Annotated in this window: 22 protein-coding genes; 8 read left to right on the forward strand and 14 right to left on the reverse strand. The window is 63.0% G+C overall.

Features of this window, described 5'->3' with window-relative positions; translation table 11 throughout:
* Positions 1-250: 250 nt before the first annotated feature.
* Positions 251-1,447, forward strand: a complete 1,197-nt coding sequence (locus BLS75_RS27430) for an AAA family ATPase (RefSeq protein ID WP_072452157.1) — start codon at positions 251-253, stop codon at positions 1,445-1,447.
* A gap of 129 nt (positions 1,448-1,576) precedes the next feature.
* On the opposite strand, the gene BLS75_RS27435 is transcribed toward BLS75_RS27430, so the two are convergent.
* The 12 genes from BLS75_RS27435 to BLS75_RS27490 all read right to left on the reverse strand — a co-directional run bounded on the left by BLS75_RS27435 (position 1,577) and on the right by BLS75_RS27490 (position 12,574).
* Positions 1,577-2,461 carry a transporter substrate-binding domain-containing protein gene (locus BLS75_RS27435; RefSeq protein ID WP_011058614.1) on the reverse strand — a complete coding sequence of 295 codons (885 nt, stop codon included), beginning with the start codon at positions 2,459-2,461 and terminating at the stop codon, positions 1,577-1,579.
* Positions 2,458-3,240 carry an amino acid ABC transporter ATP-binding protein gene (locus tag BLS75_RS27440; RefSeq protein WP_011058613.1) on the reverse strand — a complete coding sequence of 261 codons (783 nt, stop codon included), beginning with the start codon at positions 3,238-3,240 and terminating at the stop codon, positions 2,458-2,460. The genes BLS75_RS27435 and BLS75_RS27440 overlap by 4 nt, the downstream gene beginning before the upstream one ends.
* Entirely contained in the window at positions 3,237-3,896 is a 660-nt protein-coding gene (locus BLS75_RS27445) for an amino acid ABC transporter permease (protein WP_015633731.1), read from the reverse strand. Before BLS75_RS27445 ends, BLS75_RS27440 begins: the two co-directional genes overlap by 4 nt.
* A complete protein-coding gene (locus BLS75_RS27450; protein ID WP_011058611.1) occupies positions 3,877-4,542 on the reverse strand; it encodes an amino acid ABC transporter permease in 666 nt (221 codons plus the stop codon). Before BLS75_RS27450 ends, BLS75_RS27445 begins: the two co-directional genes overlap by 20 nt.
* 471 nt (positions 4,543-5,013) lie before the next feature.
* Positions 5,014-5,796, reverse strand: coding sequence for a MetQ/NlpA family ABC transporter substrate-binding protein (locus tag BLS75_RS27455; RefSeq protein WP_011058610.1), 783 nt, complete (start codon positions 5,794-5,796; stop codon positions 5,014-5,016).
* A gap of 220 nt (positions 5,797-6,016) precedes the next feature.
* Positions 6,017-6,472 (reverse strand): hypothetical protein, encoded by a 456-nt coding sequence (locus BLS75_RS27460; protein WP_072452158.1) that lies wholly within the window; start codon positions 6,470-6,472, stop codon positions 6,017-6,019.
* Positions 6,473-7,199: 727 nt separating this feature from the next.
* On the reverse strand, positions 7,200-8,138 hold the full coding sequence (locus BLS75_RS27465; RefSeq protein WP_072452159.1) for a sigma 54-interacting transcriptional regulator: 939 nt from the start codon (positions 8,136-8,138) through the stop codon (positions 7,200-7,202).
* 57 nt (positions 8,139-8,195) lie between these two features.
* A complete protein-coding gene (locus BLS75_RS27470) occupies positions 8,196-8,777 on the reverse strand; it encodes an alpha/beta hydrolase (RefSeq protein WP_011058608.1) in 582 nt (193 codons plus the stop codon).
* A 421-nt stretch (positions 8,778-9,198) separates the two neighbouring features.
* The gene (locus BLS75_RS27475; RefSeq protein ID WP_011058607.1) at positions 9,199-9,600 is read right to left on the reverse strand and encodes an ExbD/TolR family protein; all 402 of its coding nucleotides are present in this window, start codon (positions 9,598-9,600) and stop codon (positions 9,199-9,201) included.
* 1 nt (position 9,601) lies between these two features.
* The gene (locus BLS75_RS27480) at positions 9,602-10,327 is read right to left on the reverse strand and encodes a MotA/TolQ/ExbB proton channel family protein (RefSeq protein ID WP_011058606.1); all 726 of its coding nucleotides are present in this window, start codon (positions 10,325-10,327) and stop codon (positions 9,602-9,604) included.
* A 55-nt stretch (positions 10,328-10,382) separates the two neighbouring features.
* Positions 10,383-11,198 carry an energy transducer TonB gene (locus tag BLS75_RS27485; RefSeq protein ID WP_072452160.1) on the reverse strand — a complete coding sequence of 272 codons (816 nt, stop codon included), beginning with the start codon at positions 11,196-11,198 and terminating at the stop codon, positions 10,383-10,385.
* Positions 11,199-11,710: 512 nt separating this feature from the next.
* Entirely contained in the window at positions 11,711-12,574 is an 864-nt protein-coding gene (locus tag BLS75_RS27490) for a LysR substrate-binding domain-containing protein (RefSeq protein ID WP_011058604.1), read from the reverse strand.
* Between the two features lie 108 nt (positions 12,575-12,682).
* On the opposite strand from BLS75_RS27490, the gene BLS75_RS27495 reads away from it, so the two are divergent.
* The 4 genes from BLS75_RS27495 to BLS75_RS27510 all read left to right on the forward strand — a co-directional run bounded on the left by BLS75_RS27495 (position 12,683) and on the right by BLS75_RS27510 (position 15,654).
* On the forward strand, positions 12,683-13,345 hold the full coding sequence (locus BLS75_RS27495; protein WP_011058603.1) for an ankyrin repeat domain-containing protein: 663 nt from the start codon (positions 12,683-12,685) through the stop codon (positions 13,343-13,345).
* A 28-nt stretch (positions 13,346-13,373) separates the two neighbouring features.
* A complete protein-coding gene (locus tag BLS75_RS27500; protein ID WP_072452161.1) occupies positions 13,374-13,835 on the forward strand; it encodes a nucleoside deaminase in 462 nt (153 codons plus the stop codon).
* Complete coding sequence (locus BLS75_RS27505) at positions 13,822-15,027, forward strand: CynX/NimT family MFS transporter (RefSeq protein ID WP_072452162.1); 1,206 nt, start codon at positions 13,822-13,824, stop codon at positions 15,025-15,027. Before BLS75_RS27500 ends, BLS75_RS27505 begins: the two co-directional genes overlap by 14 nt.
* A gap of 150 nt (positions 15,028-15,177) precedes the next feature.
* A complete protein-coding gene (locus BLS75_RS27510) occupies positions 15,178-15,654 on the forward strand; it encodes a DUF6392 family protein (RefSeq protein WP_019095364.1) in 477 nt (158 codons plus the stop codon).
* Positions 15,655-15,833: 179 nt separating this feature from the next.
* Here the strand turns inward: BLS75_RS27510 and BLS75_RS27515 are convergent, their stop codons facing one another.
* Positions 15,834-17,030 (reverse strand): type II toxin-antitoxin system HipA family toxin, encoded by a 1,197-nt coding sequence (locus BLS75_RS27515; RefSeq protein ID WP_072452163.1) that lies wholly within the window; start codon positions 17,028-17,030, stop codon positions 15,834-15,836.
* Positions 17,030-17,281: a helix-turn-helix transcriptional regulator gene (locus tag BLS75_RS27520; RefSeq protein WP_072452164.1), complete on the reverse strand. Its 252-nt coding sequence runs from the start codon at positions 17,279-17,281 to the stop codon at positions 17,030-17,032. The genes BLS75_RS27515 and BLS75_RS27520 overlap by 1 nt, the downstream gene beginning before the upstream one ends.
* A gap of 227 nt (positions 17,282-17,508) precedes the next feature.
* Between BLS75_RS27520 and BLS75_RS27525 the strand changes: the two genes are divergently transcribed.
* From BLS75_RS27525 to BLS75_RS27535, 3 genes are all read left to right on the forward strand, one after another.
* Positions 17,509-18,087, forward strand: a complete 579-nt coding sequence (locus BLS75_RS27525) for a hypothetical protein (RefSeq protein WP_065364767.1) — start codon at positions 17,509-17,511, stop codon at positions 18,085-18,087.
* A 9-nt stretch (positions 18,088-18,096) separates the two neighbouring features.
* Positions 18,097-18,312 (forward strand): helix-turn-helix domain-containing protein, encoded by a 216-nt coding sequence (locus BLS75_RS27530; RefSeq protein WP_011058598.1) that lies wholly within the window; start codon positions 18,097-18,099, stop codon positions 18,310-18,312.
* A gap of 75 nt (positions 18,313-18,387) precedes the next feature.
* Positions 18,388-19,059: a hypothetical protein gene (locus BLS75_RS27535; RefSeq protein ID WP_047335383.1), complete on the forward strand. Its 672-nt coding sequence runs from the start codon at positions 18,388-18,390 to the stop codon at positions 19,057-19,059.
* Positions 19,060-19,065 lie beyond the last annotated feature (6 nt).

A 19,065-nucleotide genomic window follows, 5' to 3' on the forward strand; every position in this document is an offset into this window, starting at 1 on the left:
TCTCGCCAGTGACGTTACGACTGTGAGCTTAGAACAGGGTTCAACCGCTGCACGCCAGTCTCATCAGAGAGGGTTTCGGTGGCGCGGAGCTTGCTCCCGCTGGCCGGCCGGCGCCCCGGGGCGCAGCAGCCGCAACGGCCCTCGACGCGCTCTATCCTGGCAAGCACAACGTCGGTTTCGAGGGCCGCCGCAAGCAAGCTGCGGCTCCACAAATCAGGCACACTGCGCACCACGCAACAGGAGACCCGGCATGCTCAAGACCCTGGCGGTGGCCAACTACCGCTCCATCAACAAACTGGTGATCCCCCTGGGTCGGCTGAACCTGGTCACCGGCGCCAACGGCAGCGGCAAGTCCAACCTGTACCGCGCCCTGCGCCTGCTGGCGGAGACCGCCCAGGGCGGCGTGGTCAACGCCCTGGCCAAGGAAGGCGGGCTGGAATCGACGTATTGGGCCGGGCCGGAACAGATCAGCCGACGCATGGGCCAGGGCGAGGTGCCGATCCAGGGCGGGCCGCGCAAGGCCGCCAGACGCCTGCAACTGGGCTTTGCCGGTGAGGACTTCGGGTACGCGATCAGCCTGGGGCTGCCGGATTCCAGCGGCCATTTCATGTTGCCCGGGCACAGCTCGCCGATTGCCTCACGCTTCACTCTCGATCCGTGGATCAAGCGCGAGAGCATCTGGGGCGGGCCCCTGTACCGCTCGGCCAGTGCCCTGGTGGACCGCCAGGGCCCGATGATACGAGCCCGTGCGGGCCGCCAATGGGAGGTGCTGGCGCAGCACACGAGCAGCGGCGACAGCCTGTTCGACCGGGTGGGCAACCTGAGTTCATCGCCCGAGGTCCTGCATCTGCGCGAGCAGATCCGTGGCTGGCGTTTTTATGATCACTTGCGCACCGACAGCCAGGCACCCGCGCGCCGACCACAACTGGGCACCCGCACCCCGGTGCTGCACCACGATGGCCGGGACCTGGCCGCCGCGTTGCAGACCATCATCGAAGTGGGCGATCAGCAGGCATTGCACGAAACCATCAGCGATGCCTTCCCGGAGTCGCGGCTGGAGATCGATGCCGTTCCGGGGGGGCTGTTCGGGGTGCAGTTCTATCAGGAAGGCCTGTTGCGACCGTTGTCGGCCGCGGAACTGTCCGACGGCACCTTGCGCTACCTGTTGCTGGTAGCGGCCCTGCTGACCCCACGACCACCGACCCTGATGGTGCTCAACGAACCGGAGACCAGCCTGCACCCGGACCTGTTGCCGGCCCTGGCGCGCCTGATCATTCGCGCCTCGCAGCAGTGCCAGGTGTGGGTGGTGTCCCACGCCCGGCGGCTGATCGCAGCCTTGCAGCAAGACCCCGAATGCAACTGCATCGTGCTGGAGAAACAACTGGGCCAGACCGGCATCGTCGGCCAGCGCATGCTGGACGAACCGGCGTGGAACTGGCCTGACTGACCCCTCCCCGCCAGCCCCGACTGCCATGCCCCCCGTAGGAGCCAGCTTGCTGGCGAAGAGGCCCTCGAGCCCCGCACCGTCCTCGCGGACGCCTTCGCTGGCAAGCCAGCTCCTACAGGTCGGGCAGGATCAGCCCTGCCACTTGCCGCCTTCGACAATCACGCTTTCGGGCTTGGTGTCGTCGCTCAGTTCCTTGCGCACGTACTGGTCATACAGCTTGAGCAGGTACTTCTCCTCGCCCAGCTTGGCCAGTTCGGCATTCACCCAGTCCCGCAATTCGATGTTGCCCTTCTTCACCGCCGGGGCGATCGGTGCCTGCTCGCCCAGGGTCTGCGGCAATACGCGGTAGCCCGGGTTCTGCTTGGACCAACTGAACAGGATCAGGTTGTCCTGGGCATAGGCGTCACCGCGACCGTTGGCCAGGGCCTGCAGGGATTCAGTGTTCTTCTCGAACTTGAGCAGCTTCCAGTCCGGGTGGTTCTGGGTCAGCCAGATGTCCGCGGTGGTGCCGGTGGTGACGATGGTGGTGCGGCTCGCCAGGTCATCCAGGCTCTTCACCGCACTGCCTTCAGGCACCAGGGCCTGGACCGCCACCTTGAGGTTGGGGTTGGTGAACTCCACCGCCTCCTTGCGCTCCGGGGTCACGGTCATGTTGGCCAGGATCAGGTCGACCTTGTCGCTCTGCAGGAAGGGAATGCGGCTGGCCGGTTCCACGGCGACAAATTCAACCTTGTTCTCGTCCCCCAACAGGTCCTTGGCGAATTGCCGGCCGATGTCGGTATCGAAGCCCACGTAGCGCCCGGTTTCATCGACGAAACCGAACGGCGGCTTGTCGGTGAATACACCGACGATCAGCTTGTCCCGGGCCTTGATCTTGTCCAGGTAGCCGGCCGCCGGCGCGGCGCTGGCGGCCGTGGCCGCAGGCTTGGGTGCATCATTGGATTTATCGCAGCCGGCCAGCAGGGCCAGACCGAACAGCGGCAGTAACAACAGCGAAGACTTGGCAGTTTTCATAAGAGCTCCAGTTCCTTTTTAGGGGCTTTCTTGGGCAGTGCTTCAACGAAGGAGAACTTCTCCAGGAACTGCTGCGCGCGTGCGCTCTGCGGGTTCGTGAAGAAAGCCTCGGGGGTGTTCTGTTCCACGATGCGCCCGCCGTCCATGAACACGACACGGTCGGCCACGGCCCGGGCGAAGGCCATTTCATGGGTGACGATCAACAGGGTCATGCCGTCGCGGGCCAGGCCCTGGATCACTTGCAGCACTTCCTTGACCATCTCCGGGTCCAGCGCCGCGGTGACCTCGTCGAACAGCATCACCTGGGGGTTCATGCACAACGAACGGACGATGGCGATGCGTTGCTGCTGGCCGCCGGAAAGCTGCCGGGGAAAGGCCTCGCGCTTGTCCAGCAGGCCCACTCGTTCCAGCAGCGCCTCGGCCTGGGCCCGGGCTTCCCGGGGCTCGCGCTTCTGCACCTTGAGCGGCCCCAGGAGGATGTTGTCCAGCACGTTCATGTGGGGAAACAGGTGATAGCTCTGGAACACCATGCCGATCTGCTGGCGCACCTGGCGCCAGTCGGTAGCGGGGCTCAGCAGTTCGCGCCCGGCAAAACGCAGGTGGCCGCTGTGGGCGGTTTCCAGGCCATTGAGGCAGCGCAGCAAGGTGCTCTTGCCGCAGCCGCTGGGGCCGAGGATAACGATCACCTCACCCGCCGCCACGCAGAGGTCGACCTCCTTGAGCACCTGCTGCGGGCCGAAGAACTTGTTGAAACCCTGGAACTCGATCAATGCGCTCATGCTTGCGTCCAGCGCCGTTCCAGCACGCGGGAGGCGGCCGACAACGGGTAGCAGATAAAGAAGAAAAACAGAAACAGCACGCCGTAGATCAGCACCGACTCGTAGGTGCGCTCGATGATCTGCTGGCCGACCTTGATCACGTCCACCACGCCGATCAGCACCGCCAGGGAACTGGTCTTGATGATCCGCGTGTAGACGTTGATGGTCGGTGGCGTCATGCGTTTCAGCGCCTGGGGCAGCAACACGTAGCCGTACAACTGGGCACCGGAAAGGCCGATGGACAGCCCTGCCTCACGCTGGCCCCGGGGCAGGGACTGCAGCGCCCCGCGCACCACCTCGCCGACCTCGCTGGCGCCCCACAGCGACAACACCAGCACCGCGCAGGTGAAGCTGGGAATGCTGATGCCGAAGAAGATCGGAAAACCGAAGAACAGCAGGTACAGCCAGACCAGCACCGGAATCGCCCGGAACAGCTCCAGGTAGATCCGCAGCGGCACGTCCAGCACCTTGCGCTGCAGGCTGCGCAGCACGCCGTAGAGCACGCCGCCCAGGGTGCTGAAGGCAATGCTCAGCAAGGAAATCGACAAGGTCTGCGCAGCGCCCCTGGCCAGTTGCGGCAGGGACACCAGCAACAGCTCAAGACCCGAACTGGCCATGCTGCAACCTCCTTTCCAGACGGCTGAGCAACAGCGACAGGGGCAGGAACAACAGCACGCAGATCAGCGTCAGCACCGCGAGCATTTCGTAGGTCTTGTAGTACAGGGCGATGTAGCTCTTGGTGGTGTAGAGAATTTCCGGCACTGCCACCGCCGAGACCACGGTGGTTTCCTTGAGCAGGAAAATGAAATTGGCGAACAGCGATGGCAGGCTGAGGATCCCGGCCTGGGGCAGGATCACGTAGCGCAGCAACTGCCACTGCGACAGGCCGATGGAGCGCCCCGACTCCAGCTGCGCCTGGGGCACGGCTTCCACGCCGGCCCGCAGCACCTCGGTGAGGTAGGCGCCGCCAAGAAAAGTCATGGTGATGATCGCCGCGGTGAAGCCGGAGACCTTGATCCCCAGGGCCGGCAAGGCGAAGTAAACGAAGAACAGCTGGATCAGCAACGGTGTATTGCGCGCCAGTTCCACGTACAGGCCGATCAGCCGGTGCAGGTAAGGGGTGCGAAATACCAGGAGCGTGGCGTTGATCAGGGCCACTAGCAGGGAAGTGCCGATGGCGATCAGGCCGACCTGCAGGGTTACCCCAACGGCTTTGAGAAAGGCCGGCAGGGTGCTGAGGATAAAGGCGTAGTCGAGGGTCATTGAAAGTCCTGGACGCCGCTGGGGTACAGCGGCGGTGGTGCAGTCCATGGGGCGATGGGTAACCGCCCGGCTGCCGCGACTTTATAGCTATAAAAAGCAGAATTTAAATACCGTTAAGGCATATTGATATCACCCAAAAACCTAACCCGCGGATTTGCCGGGCTGGCGCCCAGCTACTACCTTCTCTGCCGGGCCTGCCGGGTTCTTTCGCACTCGAACAGCCCCACTGGACGCTGCACTTCTCAAGGACGACCACCATGGCCGATGCAAAGACCCCGCAACCCCTGGACCCCCATGAACTGATGAAATGGCTGGCGGCCCTGCGCCGGGCCACCCAGCCCACCGCCCAAAACGCCCCTGTGTAGGCGCCGGCTCCTACGGTTTTTTCGGGCGCAATAAAAAACGCCGACGCTGCGCTAGCCGTCGGCGTTTAAACCTTGAAGGGGTTTGTCGCGTCAGTAGCCTAGTTCATCAGAACGCCGGCAGTACTGCGCCGCTGTATTTTTTCTCGATGAAGGCTTTGACTTCCGGGCTGGTCAGGGCCTTGGCCAACTTCTGGATGGCCGGGCTGTCCTTGTTGTCCGGGCGGGCCACCAGGTAGTTCACGTAAGGCGAATCGGAGCCTTCGATGATCAGCGCATCCTTCGCCGGGTTCAGGCCGGCTTCCAGGGCGTAGTTGGTGTTGATCATGTCCAGGTCAACCTGGTCCAGGACCCGCGGCAGCATGGCCGACTCAAGCTCCTTGAACTTGAAGTTGTGCGGGTTCTTGGCGATGTCCTTGGGCGTGGCCACGGCGTTCTTCGGGTCCTTGAGCTCGATCAGGCCGGCCTTCTGCAGCAGGATCAGGGCGCGGCCGCTGTTGCTGCCTTCGTTGGGGATGGCGATGGTTGCGCCATCTTTCAGCTCGGCCAGGGTCTTGACCTTCTTCGAGTAACCGCCGAAAGGTTCGACGTGCACGCCGATCACGGTTTCCAGGTGGGTGCCTTTGCCTTCGTTGAAGCTTTTCAGGTAGGGCAGGGTCTGGAAGTAGTTGGCGTCCAGGCGCTTCTGGTCGACCTGCACGTTGGGCTGCACGTAGTCGGTGAAGACCTTGATTTCCAGGTCCACGCCTTCCTTGGCCAGGGTCGGCTTGATCAGCTCGAGGATCTCGGCGTGGGGCACCGGGGTCGCAGCGACCACCAGCTTCTCGCCAGCCTGGGCGATACCTGCGCTCAGGGCTGCCGCCAGTGCGGTGAACAACAGAACTTTTTTCATGCAAGGTCCTTAGGTGTCGAGGTCGACGACGGCTTCAAATAGGGAACTGATTGAGGTGCCAGTGAAGTGCCACTGCTGGCGTGAGGCGGACAATACCGAGATTTTTTATTCCCGAACAATATCTTTTTCGCAAGAACTTATACCCTTTTGACTGGTACAAAATGGATAGCTGGCTAGCCTGCCGGTACGTCTCGTTGCTCCGTTACACAACGCCTGCGATCTATCGATTACCGACTTCAATGGCAACCTTGGTAATGACCGACGTCAGTGCCTTCTCCAGTGCACCATCACCCTCCAGGCTGGCGTAAATGTCATACCTCACTTCATGCTTCGAGTTCATCCAGCGCAACCCGGTCTTCCTGACTCCGCCCACTACTTTTTCCGACGTTTTCACCAAGGGCTTACCGAGGTCTTGAGGCTTGGCGTAATCATCGTCGTAAACAACTACACGCTGCGTCAGCTCACGTTCATAGTGGGACTCGTAGGTGACGACATAGTCAGCACCGCACGAATAAAGTGACATGACACCGTTCAAACCGCCTTCCTTCATCTCGACACCGGAGGGGGCTTCTTTGGAAAACTGACATCCCAATTTTTCAATTGCCGCTCTCGACTCCGATTTGAACCTGACTGCTTTAGATAGCCTTTTATCGGTCTTCTGAGCGAGTGTGACCATCGAACTGAATTGCTCGAAGCTTGGAAAGCTCGATCTTTTCTCAGGCTCAATTCAGGATGAGGCGGGTCTCTTGTTAATGATACTTTGAATATGTGCGTTACCACTTAGAGGGTGAATTTCCAACTCCGCAATTGCCGAGAATGAAACGAGCAACATGCTTATGCAGATCATCAACAAGCGCATCATCACCACTCCGTCAGATTGCAAGAGGTCGTGTAGGTTTCGAGGCAGGGCGAACCGTCAGCTACGCTTGGAGACCAGCCAGGAGTACAGACATTGACAAGCAGATGATCCTGTTAAGCGCTGTAGTCAGGATCGCCATATTTCCCGTCCGCATAATGGAAACCGTAGACTTCCCAATCCATGCCACAAAATCCGCAACCTGCATAAGAACGCCAGGTACTGTCGGATTTATCGTAAAACTCCCTGTAACTGCCATCCACAGTGTTGTATTGCACAGACGATGTTTCTAATTTCCATGTACGTATCGTGTCCCAACTGACTGACTCGTTGAAACCGAAACAGTTGGCACGAGAAAACATCGCCAGTTCAGTGAGATACGCATAGGCGTTGGGGGTCAGAGCAGATAGAAAAATGACCGCACAAGATACTCTTCTCATAAAAATCCCTTTAATGCTTGAAGCAGATTTCCTTTTCGAAGAAGTTAATGCAAATCATTTGCATGTAAAACCATTGCTTTTGCAATAACTCTCGTGCTCGCTCCGCTCTACAATCCCAACCGCTGCGCAACCTTCTCCAGCACAGCCTTCAACCCTCCGCGCTCACTCTCACTTCCCCGCAGCAACACCTCTATTTGCCGCTCCAACTCACTCAGCGGTGACACTGTTTCCGGCAGGTTGAGGTGCTCGGGCAGTATCTCCTCGCCGCTGCTGACCAGCAGCGCAAAGTGGATGACGTTCTCCAGCTCCCGGGTGTTGCCCGGCCAGCTGTGGCGATTCAGGGCCTGCTGCGCGGCTTCGCTGATCAGCGGCACCGGCAGGTCCAGGCGCTGGCTGTAGATGCCGAGGAAGTATTCGGCCAGGGACTCGATGTCTCCCACCCGTTCCCGCAGCGCCGGCAGCTCCAGCTGGCCCTCGCTGAGGTAGCGATACAGGCGCTCGTGAAACTTGCCCGCCGCCACCGCCTGGGCCAGGTCGATGCTGGTGGCCGCCACCAGGCGCACGTCCACCGGGCTCGGTTGCTGGGCGCCGACCCGGGTCACTTCGTGGTTCTCCAGGGCGGCCAGCAGCTTGGTCTGGATCGGCAGCGGCAGGTCGCCGATTTCATCCAGGTACAGGGTCCCGCCGTTGGCCGAGCCGAACCAGCCGGCGCGGCTGCTGGCCGAACCGCTGAAACTGCCGGCGGCATAACCGAACAGTTCGGCGTCGGCGTAGGTCGGGCTGATGGCGCCGCAGTTCACCGAGACGAACAGGCCACTGCGATCGCTGGCACGGTGGATGTGCCGGGCCAGCAGCTCCTTGCCGGTGCCGGTTTCACCACGGATCAGTACCGAGACCGAACGCGGCGCCAGTTGCTCCAGCTCTTCGCGCAACTGCCGCGAGCGCGGGTCGACGAACACCAGCGCCTTGGCGCGGATGCTCAGGGGGCTTTTCTCGGCATCGGGGAAGGTCAGCAACGGCTGACCGAATGGGGTATGGGCACTCATGGCAGGCTCCCGCCCCAGACCGCCGGGGGACGGGGCGTTTAAACGAAAAAAGGACGATCAGGCACGACGCAGGGCGTGTTGTTCCATGCGGTTCTGCAAGCGGTACAGATAAGCGAAACCCTGCTCCCAGCGATGGTGGCCGGACTTGACGTTGATATGGCCGGCGCCGGCCAGGATCCCGGCTTCGGCGCCCCAGTCACGGGCCAGCTCCAGGGCCCGCGGCGCGCTCACGGCACTGTCGTTATCCGAGCTGACCACTTGGCTGGGGAACGGCAGCAGGTGCCGGGGGATCGGCGCGAAATTGCGCAGCGCCGGGGCACAGGCCGGGCGCTCGACGTCCGCCGGGGCCACCAGCAACGCACCGCGCACCTGGCGCAGGGCCGCTACGGGCGCGCGCGCGGCCCAATGAGCCACGGTAATGCAACCCAGGCTGTGGGCAATCAGGATCACCGGAGTGTCGTCGGCGGCAATGGCCTCGGCCAGGGCCGCCACCCAATCTTCGCGGCGCGGCGTCAGCCAGTCGGCCTGCTCCACCCGCGCGCTGTTGGGCAGGCTGTTCTGCCAGTGGGTTTGCCAATGATCTTCTGGCGATCCTTGCCAGCCCGGCACAATCAAGTAGCGAATGGATTCGTTGCGCATGGGGAACTCTCCTGCTGCGTGTCTGTTCCCGGACGAGTATAGGGAGGGGATTTATATTCGTTAAGGAATAAGAAGCTATTTATTAATTCCTTAAACGAATATAAAACTTCCCCCGGCCTCCGTAGGAGCCGGCTTGCCGGCGAAGGGGCCCGCAAGCCTTGCGTCGCACTCAAGGACGCCTTCGCTGGCAAGCCAGCGCCTACATCTGGCGCGATTACGGCGGTGTTCTTGTAGGAGCCGGCCTGCCGGCGAAGGGGCCCGCAAGCCTTGCACCGCGCTCAAGGACGCCTTCGCTGGCAAGCCAGCGCCTACGGCTGGCGCGATTTCGGTGGGGGCCTTGCGGGGGCTTTTCGCCAGGCAAAAAAAAGGCCGCACCCTGCCAAGGAGACGGCCTGAAAAGTCGTGGCGTTGTTGCTCGGTCTCAGCGCGCGGTAATCACCGACAGTTTGGTGATGCCCGCACGCTCGATGGACGCCATGGCCCGGGCCACTTCGCCGTAGTTGACGCCATCGTCGGCCTGCAGCTGGACCCGCACTTGCGGGTCCTTGGCCTTGGCCGCTTGCAAGTTGGTTTCCAGCAGGTCCGGCTGGATCTCGTCCTTGTTGATAAAGAGTTTGCCGGCACCGTCGATGCTCACCACCAGCGGGTCTTTCTGCTCCACCGGGGCCACGGCCTCGGTCTTGGGCAGGTTGATCGGAATGGCGTTGGTCAGCAGCGGCGCGGTGACGATGAACACCACCAGCAGCACCAGCATCACGTCCACCAGCGGTGTGACGTTGATCTCACTCAGCACTTCATCGCTGTCTTGGGTGGAAAAGGCCATGTCAGGACGCCTCCTTCACTTTTTGCGGGCTGCCCTGGGCCGCGGCCTTGTGCACGCTCGGGTGGATCAGCACGCGGAAGGAGTTCTTCTGCGCCAGGCTGTAGAAGTCGTGGGCGAAGTCGTCCAGGTCCGCGGCCGTGAGCTTCAGGCGCCGCAGGAAGTAGTTGTAGACCAGCACCGCCGGCACTGCGACGGCGATCCCCACCCCCGTCGCCACCAGGGCTGCGCCAATGGGACCGGCCACGGTTTCCAGGCTCGCCGAACCAGCAGCGCTGATGCCTTTCAAGGCTTCCATGATCCCCCACACGGTGCCGAACAGGCCGATGAAGGGCGAGGTGCTGCCGATACTGGCAACCACCGCCAGGCCGGTTTCCAGGGAACGACGCTCACGCACGATCTGCTGGCGCAGGGCACGTTCGAGACGGTCCTGGTGGTTGATTGCCTGGCTCAGGTCCGCCGCGTGGGGCGCTTCGCCAACCTGGATCGCCGCATAGCCGGCCTGGGCCACCCGGGCCGCCGCGCCGGGCTGGGTTTCACTCAACGAGGCAGCGGAGTCGAGGCTGGACGCTGCCCAGAACTGATTGTGGAACTTGCGATCCTGGGACTTGAGGCGGGCGAACTGCACGCCCTTGACCAGGGCCAGGCCCCAAGTGGCGACGGAGAAGACCACCAACAGCCAGATCACCGCGCTTTCGATGGATTCCAGTGGAGATGCCAGTAACGTCATGATGTGTTCCCTCTGTGTAAGCGTTTAGCGCGTGTTGGTTGATCGGCCTTGCGGCTCAATGAATCTTGAAATCTATGGGTACGCTGACCCAGCCGTCCTGGGCCACGTCGCCCTGCTTGGCCGGGACGAAACTCCAGCGCTTGACCGCGGCCAGGGCGGCGTCATCGAGTTGCTGGCGACCACTGCTCTTCTGGATCTGGATCTCGCCCGGCTTGCCGCTGGCCAGTACATGCACCCGCAGCAGCACCGTGCCTTCCCAACCGCGACGCTGGGCCAGCGACGGATATTCCGGCGCCGGGTTCTTCAAGTACGCGGCATTCGCCGAAGCCGGGGTCACGGGCGCCGGGGCCGGTGGCGCGGGCGGAGCCGGAGCGGCTACCGGGGCCGCGGGCTGTGGCGGCGCGGGCTGTTGCTGGACCGGTTTCGGCGCCGGCTTGGGCTCAGGCTTGGCCACCGGTTTCGGCTTGGGCTTGGGAATCGGCTTGGGCGGTGGCGGCTTGACCGCCAGCTCGTCCTCCACTGGCGGTGACGGCTCCACTACCGGCTGTACCGGCTGCGGTGGCGGCGGTTCGACCACCGGCGGCGCGGGCCGAGAAAACTCGATAGTCATTGGCGGGATTTCCGGCGGCACGATCGGCAGCACCGGGGTCGGCTTCTGGCTCAGCCAGTAGATCACTGCCGCGTGCAGTACCAGGGCCGCGGCGCCGAGGATGATGGCCTCACGGCGACGCAATATCCCCTTGGGCGTGCGTTGCAGACGCAATTGGCCCAGCGGCAAGCGGTGAGGCCGGCCGAGGTCGACCAACTCGCCGCTCGGTGCCTGGCGCCACAGCACCTCGTGTGCACTGGCGGCGGTCTGGACATTGCCCATGGATTCACTCCCTACGATCTTTTGAAAAACCCGGCACCGGCGTTTGAACTGCCCCCACGCAACGGTGCCGCGGGGTCAATGATCAGTGCCCCGTGCTTATCTCTTAAAGTAATCTTTCAAGTTATAGATAGATCGAAATCGAATACCTGATTTCGCGAAAAAGCCCCAGGCCCCGTGGTTCAAGGGCTGCAGCCAAGAGGGAAAAACACCATGCCTTGCGGGCATCGAAAATATTCCCGCAAAGCATCGAAACAAGACGCTTGGCGGGGGATGGAACAGCTCTCCAAGCAGCAGCGCCCCCTCAAGATCAGCCCTTGCGCTGCTTGAACAATCTTGTGAAGGGGCATTCCAGGGCCGCTGGAGCACTGTGCTACCGGCATGAGGCGACGAGATCCCGGCGGCCGCCTGTTATCGAACGCGCGACGGCTAGACGAAGCTGTTCCGCAACTCGCCCCCCGGATGATCGGCCTGTACAGCCCTGGTGCAGACGAACCTGGCCAACCAGCAGACAGTTATCGCCTGGCCACTTGCGGCTTGACGCTTGCCACTGCCCGCAACTGTTCCTGTAGCTCCTTGCCGGCCCGGCTCAAGCCACTGCCGGCGTACAACGCCAGGCGCACGCCCTGGATGTCCGGCAAACCGCTGTCGGCGTCGAGCACGCGATGCCCCTTGCCCAGCACCCGTACCGGCAACAGGCTGATGCCCAGGCCCGCCGCCACCGCCGAACAGACGCTGGCCAGGCTGGCGCTGGAATAGGCGATGCGCCACGGCCAGCCTCCGACCTCCAGGTGATGGAGCATTTCCTGGCGGTACAGGCCGCCCACCGGGAACGCCACCAAAGGCAACGGATCGCGGCCAAAGGCGGGCTGGCGAACGCTATCGACCCAGCACAGCGGCTCGGGCCAGGAGTCCACGCAGTCATCGCTGTGGCCCATCTGCTTGACCAGCAGCAGGTCGAACTCACCCCGCCGGTACTGGCGCAACAGCTCCGGGCCCAGGCCGCTGCTGACCTCCAGGCGCACTGCCGGGTAGTCCAGGCCAAAGCGCGAGAGCATGGGCATCAGGCGCTCGGCGGCGAAATCTTCCGGCACCCCGAGGCGCAGGACTTCTTCGCCGCGCTGGTTGACCAGCATATCGCTGGCCTCTTCATGCAGCGCCAGGATGCGCCGGGCGTAGGCCAGCAGCCGCTCGCCCTCCACCGTGGCCACCACCCGGCGCTGGTCACGGTCCAGCAACTGGCAGCCCAGGCTCTCTTCCAGGCGCCGCACCTGCTGGCTCACAGTGGACTGGGTGAGGTGCAGGCGCTCGGCGGCGCGGGTGAAGTTCTGACTGTCGGCGACCGCGACAAAACTGCGTAACAACACCGGATCCAACATGTTGACCTACCATCCTGACTGCCACTGGTTGGCATGATTATATTTAATTTCAGAATACCCAGGGCCGTCACCATACTTCCCTTTCATCAGCCGGAACGGGAGGTTCTCATGCAACTCAAGCGCTTTCTCAAACGCGGCCTGATCGCCGCCGGCCTGTTCACTGCGGGGGTGGTCATGGCCAGCGATGGCGCGTTGCTGGAAGCGGTACGCAAGGGGCAACTGCAACAGGTGCAACAGTTGCTTGAGCAAGGCGCGGCGCTCGATGGCCGTGGCCTGGACGGCAGCAGCCCGCTACTGGTGGCCACCCGGGACAACCGCATCGACATCGCCCGGGCGCTGATCGAGGCCGGGGCCGACGTCAACCGCAAGAACCTGATCCAGGACAGCCCCTACCTGCTGGCCGGCGCCAGCGGTCACAACGAAATCCTCAAGCTGACCCTGGCCCACGGCGCCGACCTCAAGAGCACCAACCGCTACGGCGGCACCGCGCTGATCCCGGCCTGCGAACGCGGCCACGTGGAAACCGTGCGCCTGCTGATCGAGGCCGGCGTCGAGCTGGACCACGTCAACCACCTGGGCTGGACCTGCCTGATGGAAGCCATAGTGCTGTCCGACGGCGGCCCGGCGCACCAACAGATCGTCGCCCAACTGATTGCCGCCGGCGCCGACCTGAACCTGCCGGACCGCGCCGGCCTCAGCCCGTTGCAACAGGCCGAGCGCCGTGGCCAGGGCGCCATCGCCAAGCTGCTGCGCGATGCCGGCGCTGCCTGAGCCCGCCCCTCTTTTGAAGGAACCTTGCATGCACGACGATCAACACTACCTGCAACAGGCCGTGGCACTGGCCCGGCGCAATGTCGAACAGGGCGGCCGCCCGTTCGGCGCATTGCTGGTGCGCAACGGCCGGGTACTGGCCGAGGCGGTGAATGAAATCCACCTCAGCCAGGACCCCACCGCCCACGCCGAGATGCTGGCCATCCGCGCCGCCAGCAGGCAATTGGGCCCGCGCCTGGATGATTGCGTGATCTACGCCAGCGGCCAGCCCTGCCCCATGTGCCTGGCCGCCATGTACCTGTGCGGCGTGTCCCGCGCGGTATTCGCTGCCAGCAATGAGCAAGCTGAGCCGTTCGGCCTTTCCACCGCGGCCATCTACCAACAACTGAGCAAACCCCTGCAAGCCCAGCGCCTGCCGGTGCTGCACCTGCCCCAGGCAGCGATGAGCGCCCTCTACCAGGATTGGCAGGAGCGTCATGCAGCGAACTGAATCCACCTTCCGGCGCTGGGCCGGCTGGGCCCTGCTGGTGTGCCTGGGGCTGAACCTGCGGCCCATCCTCAGCTCGGTCAGCCCGCTGCTCAACGAGATCCGCGGCGCCACCGGCATGAGCTTCCAGAGCAGCGCCTGGCTCACCAGCCTGCCGGTGATCTGCATGGGCCTGGTGGCCTTGCTCGGTGTACGCATCGAAGCCCGCCTGGGCGAGCGCCGGGGCGTTTCCCTGGGCTTGCTGCTGGTGCTGCTGGCCTGCCTGGTGCGGCTGTTCTTCGGCCAGGCCGCGGCCTTGCTCGCCACCGCCCTGCTCGGCGGCGCCGGGGTGGCCTTGATCCAGGCCCTGGTGCCGGCGTTGATCAAGCGCCAGTTCCAGCAGCGCGTAGCCCTGGCCATGGGCGTCTACTCGGCCTCGCTGATGGGCGGTGGCGGCATTGCCGCCCTGCTCAGCCCGCAGGTGGCTAGCCACTTCGCCAACTGGCAGGCGGGGCTTGGCGTCTGGCTGCTACCGGCGATGGCGGCGCTGCTGCTCTGGGCCTGCCTGCCCCTGGGGGCCGGCCGCCGCAACGGCAGCCCGGCTCCCCTGGCCGGGCTCTGGAACAACCGCCGCGCCTGGCTGCTGGCGTTGTATTTCGGCCTGGTGAACTGCGGCTACATGAGCATGGTGGCCTGGCTGCCGGCCTACTACCTGCAGATGGGCTGGAGCGCCAGCCAGAGCGGTTCGCTGCTGGCCTTCATGACCATTTTCCAAGTCAGCGCCGCCCTGCTGATGCCGGCCCTGGCCCAGCGCAGCAGCGACCGCCGCCCGCTGCTGGGCATCAGCCTCGCGGCCCAGGCCGCGGGTTTTCTCGGGCTGGTGCTGTGGCCCTTGCAGAGCCCGCACCTGTGGGTGGCGCTGATCGGCTTCGGCCTCGGAGCGTGCTTTGCCCTGAGCCTGATCCTCACCCTGGATCACCGGCGCGCCCCTCGGGAAGCCGGGCAACTGGCGGCTTTTGTCCAGGGCGTGGGCTTTCTGATCAACGCCGTCTCGCCATGGCTCAGTGGCTGGCTGCGGCAAGTCACCGGCAGCTTTGTCAGCGCCTGGTGGGTGCTGATCGTGGGTGTCCTGGCGATGCTGCTCCTGACCCGGATCTTCAGCCCCGCCAGCTATCAGGCCCGGGCCCAGCTCGATACCGCGCCCCAACCGGCCTGACACCGGCCCTCCAACCCACCGCCTGCCAGCACGGCAGGCGGCGTTCTTCATGTCGCCACAGCACCACTATCCTTCTCGAACGGCTAAGATCGGCCGCCAACGCCACCCGCGACAACGGGCACACACTCAACTCAGGACACAGGAATAGCGATGGACGCCGCAACGATCGGCCGCTGGGTAAGCAGCCTGGGGCTCAGCCATGAAGAACTGATCGCCCGGGGAGAACGCATCGAGACCCCGACGGACAAGATCTACGACGAATTCGATTGGCTGACCGTGATCGTCGAGCCCGGCCTGATGCTGGACTTCTGGGAAGACAGCCTGGCCCTGGAAAAGGTATTGATCGAACTCATGCCCCTTGAACAGGGGCGCTCATTCTACAGGGGCGAGCTGCCCGCCCCGTTCTCGCGCAGCATGACCCACGCCGATATTCGCGAGCTGCTGGGTACGCCCCTGCGATCGGGGGAGCGCAGGCCATCAGCAGATGGGCAATACACGCTCAACGCCTGGGAGAGCTACCGCCTGCCGGAGCACCTGCATCCCGGTGCGCGGGTTGGGTTCGTCTATAGCGCCGACCGGCAGATCAAGGTCCTGTCGTTCGACTTGCTGGAGCCGCAGCGCGACTGATTCGGCCACACAGAGTGGCTCGTGGAAACTCGCGGCGATCCGCCAGGCATCAGAGGACCGGCGCGAGATCGCCAAGCAAGGCCCTGCGGTCCTTTTCGCAGCCTCGCAGGCTCGGCAGCGGCGACAGGGTACGTGGCGGCCGGTAGGCCGCCGCCACGCACGGCCCGGCGACAAAGGCATTAGCCAAAGGTTTTCATAAAGGGCTCGGCACAGTGCCGGATCGCGGCGACGACATTCGGGGCCCGTTCGGCCCATTCGGCCGATCGGTTCAACACCCGCTCCAGTGCTGCCAGCTGCCCGCGAATGACCTCTTGCGGACGAGCCACATCACAGACCTTGGCAAACTCCAGCAACCCCTGCCGCGAAGCAAACAGGGACTTGTTGCCCAGCAGATCCAGGGCCAGCACGTCCTGCGGGATGTAGGCCGTGGTGTTGACGATGTCGTAGGCCGGCGCCAACCGCGCATCGCGCTGGCCAGGATCGGAATACAACAGCCCGAAGTTTTTCAGGTGGGCATCGCCATTCCCCACAATGCAGCTCAGGCTGACCATGGCAAACAACTGCGCCAGTGAACCTGGCACCTGCTCAGGCGGGCAAAACAGGCGGACGGCCTTGGCAATGGCCGAATAGCTCTTGCTGTATTTCTGCTCCGCCCCCAGCCCCATCAACGCCGCCATGTCTTCAAACCCCAGGCAACCGAGCTGCTCGTCCCGATCGAAGCGGCGCATGACGAACAGTTTGGCGTTATCGGAGAGGTAGAACTCGGGCACCGCGATCCCCGCCTCCCTGGCCACCGACATGCAAAGGAACTCGTTGATTGCCAACCCCGGCAACTCATCCCGGCCGCTCTTGATGATCAGTTCGCAGGTGTTCGAGGTAAAGCGCCGCGCTCCAGCATCAGGCCGCTCGGGCACCATGACCTTGGGTTGCACGCCAGATATCCCGGCACGCAGGATGTAGCGGTCCACCAGGTCGGCAAAAATATCCTCGGCGCCATCCCACGCGAGGATTTCTTCCAGTTTTTCCCCGGGAAACTGCTGTCGCTGCAACAGCCCATCGACTTCGGGCGAGCTCACCGCGACCCGCCCGATCGGCGCACTGCTGCCGGACAGCGCCAGCAGCAACATCGGGTCGACCTTCACCACCTTGGCCAGGCGGTTGCGCAATTGTTCCAGCACATAGCCTTCGGGCAGGTTCATCTGGAAGATCGGGTGCAACTCCCGATAACGGTAGTCATCCAGACGCACAGGCATCAACAGGCTGATCGCCGCCTGCACCCGGGCATCATCCTGATAGCGAAACAGATAATCACCAGCGCCACGGTGGATTTTTCCGCTCTCACCGGCCGGGGTTGATACCTGCAGCACCGTGGCCATCAGTCGAACACTCTCTGGATCTCGTCCAATGTCGGCATGGCAGCCGGCACCAGGGTGAGTTCACAATCCAGGGCTCCCAGCACCCGCGCATAGGCCGCCATGCCCACCGACAAATCGCCCCGCTCGATGGCGATGACCTTCTGCCGGGTCACGCCGGCCAAGGCGGCCAGGCCGGCTTGGGTCAGGCCACGATGCAGGCGGCGCTGGCGAACCTGCTCGCCAAGGCGCGCGGTGATAAGAAAGTAGTCCATGTTCTATATACGTAACAAAATTTAAGGTATGTAACGTATACCTAACATAGCAGAAAATCAAAGCACCACTGCGCGCCGGGACGCCGGCCGCACGCACGGGAACAAGCTCCCTCGCCACAGCATGATTCCCGGCTTGGAGTCGTGACGATTATTGAAAATAAATTATTGTAATTCGATAATTTTTTATCAATAATTTGCCACCCCCAAAGTTTTGCAAGGAATAACGCATGAACTCCCAAATCAACGGCTCGGCCCAGTACCGCTTACGACGGGTCGGCCTGCTGGCCGCGATCCTGGCCTGGGTCATGGGCGTGGTGGAGCTGGGCGGCAATGCCGGGCTCTGGATCTACAGCAAGGACCAGGTCCTGGGCGCCCTGCTCAGCGTATTTGCCGAACACTCGCCGCGCCTGCTGGAAGCCGACTTCAAGCTCTCGTCGCTGAGCTTCGCCCTGCTGGTGATCCTCGACTTCCTGCCACTGCTGCTGTCGAGCTTCGCCCTGTACCTGACCGGCGTGTTCTTCCTGCGCCTGTCCCGTGGCGAAACCTGGAGCGATCGCAACATCCGCATCCTCTGGCGCGTGGGCATGCTGTGGATAGTCGCCCCGGCCACGTTCCCGATGATGGAAACCCTGCAAGGCCTGGCCCTGTCCATCGACCTGCCGCCCGGCCAGCGCATCCTGCAGATTTCCGCGGGCTTCTCGTCCTACGCGGCCTACGAGGTGGTCAAAGGAATCTTGCTCTGCTCGTTTTCCATTATCATGCGCGACGCCAAAGTCCTCAGTGATGAGCACAGTCACTACATATAGAACAATGAGATGACCATTATCGTTCGGCTTGACGTTGTCATGGCTAAAAACAAGATTCGCTCGAAAGAGTTGGCCGCCATCCTGGGCATTACCGAGGCCAATCTGTCGTTGCTGAAAAATGGCAAGGTCAAGGGGATGAAAATCGAGACCCTGGACAAACTCTGCGCCGCACTCGACTGCCAGCCCGGCGACCTGCTGGAATATCAGGCCACCGAGCCCGCGTGACACCCCCGCGTTTGTTTGATCCGAGTCCCGATCGTTAAAGCCTTACCACTCCTCACGTTGCACATTGGCTTATTCATGACTCGCTACCTGCTCTGCCCGCTGCTTTTGCTCGCCTGTCTTTTGACCGGCTGCGCCAACAAACTCGAAGTGGCGATTGCCGCCACTCCGGCCCCGGACTACTACTTCGACCCTCAGGCCCCGGTGCTGGTAAGCATCAACGGAGCCAACGATGCCCACGGCCTCAACGCCAGCTACTACCTGCGCGACATGGTCGCCGCCCTGCATGGCATGGGTTTCAAGCAGGTCTACACCGATACGTCGCTGCCCAAGAACCATCCGCCGTTCCGAATGAACTTCACCCTCGACGTGGGCAGTGAAAAGGTCAGCTACCGCTACACCGCCACCGACTACGGCCAGGTGCCCAGCAGCACCAAGACGGTGTGCAAGCAGAGCACCCATAAAGACAAGAACCTGGTGTGCAACAGCACCCCGACCACCACCTGGGGCCCGGTGGGTTCCTCGGAGCGCACCGGCTACACCACCCTCAGTACCTTCAACATCAAGGCCAAGGACGAGCAGAGCCGGCGCACGGTATTCCTGCTGCGGGCCTCGTCCTATAACGAGGACTGCCAGGACGCCAAGGTCGAGGATTTCCTGGTGCAGGAAAGCCTGGACAACCTCGACTTCCGCAACCGGGTGCAGCGCAAATACACCGTCACCCTGCCCGAAGGCCATAGCTGCAAATAAGCGCCT

It is taken from the genome of Pseudomonas sp. NFPP12, from assembly GCF_900103205.1.
GTDB lineage: Bacteria > Pseudomonadota > Gammaproteobacteria > Pseudomonadales > Pseudomonadaceae > Aquipseudomonas > Aquipseudomonas protegens.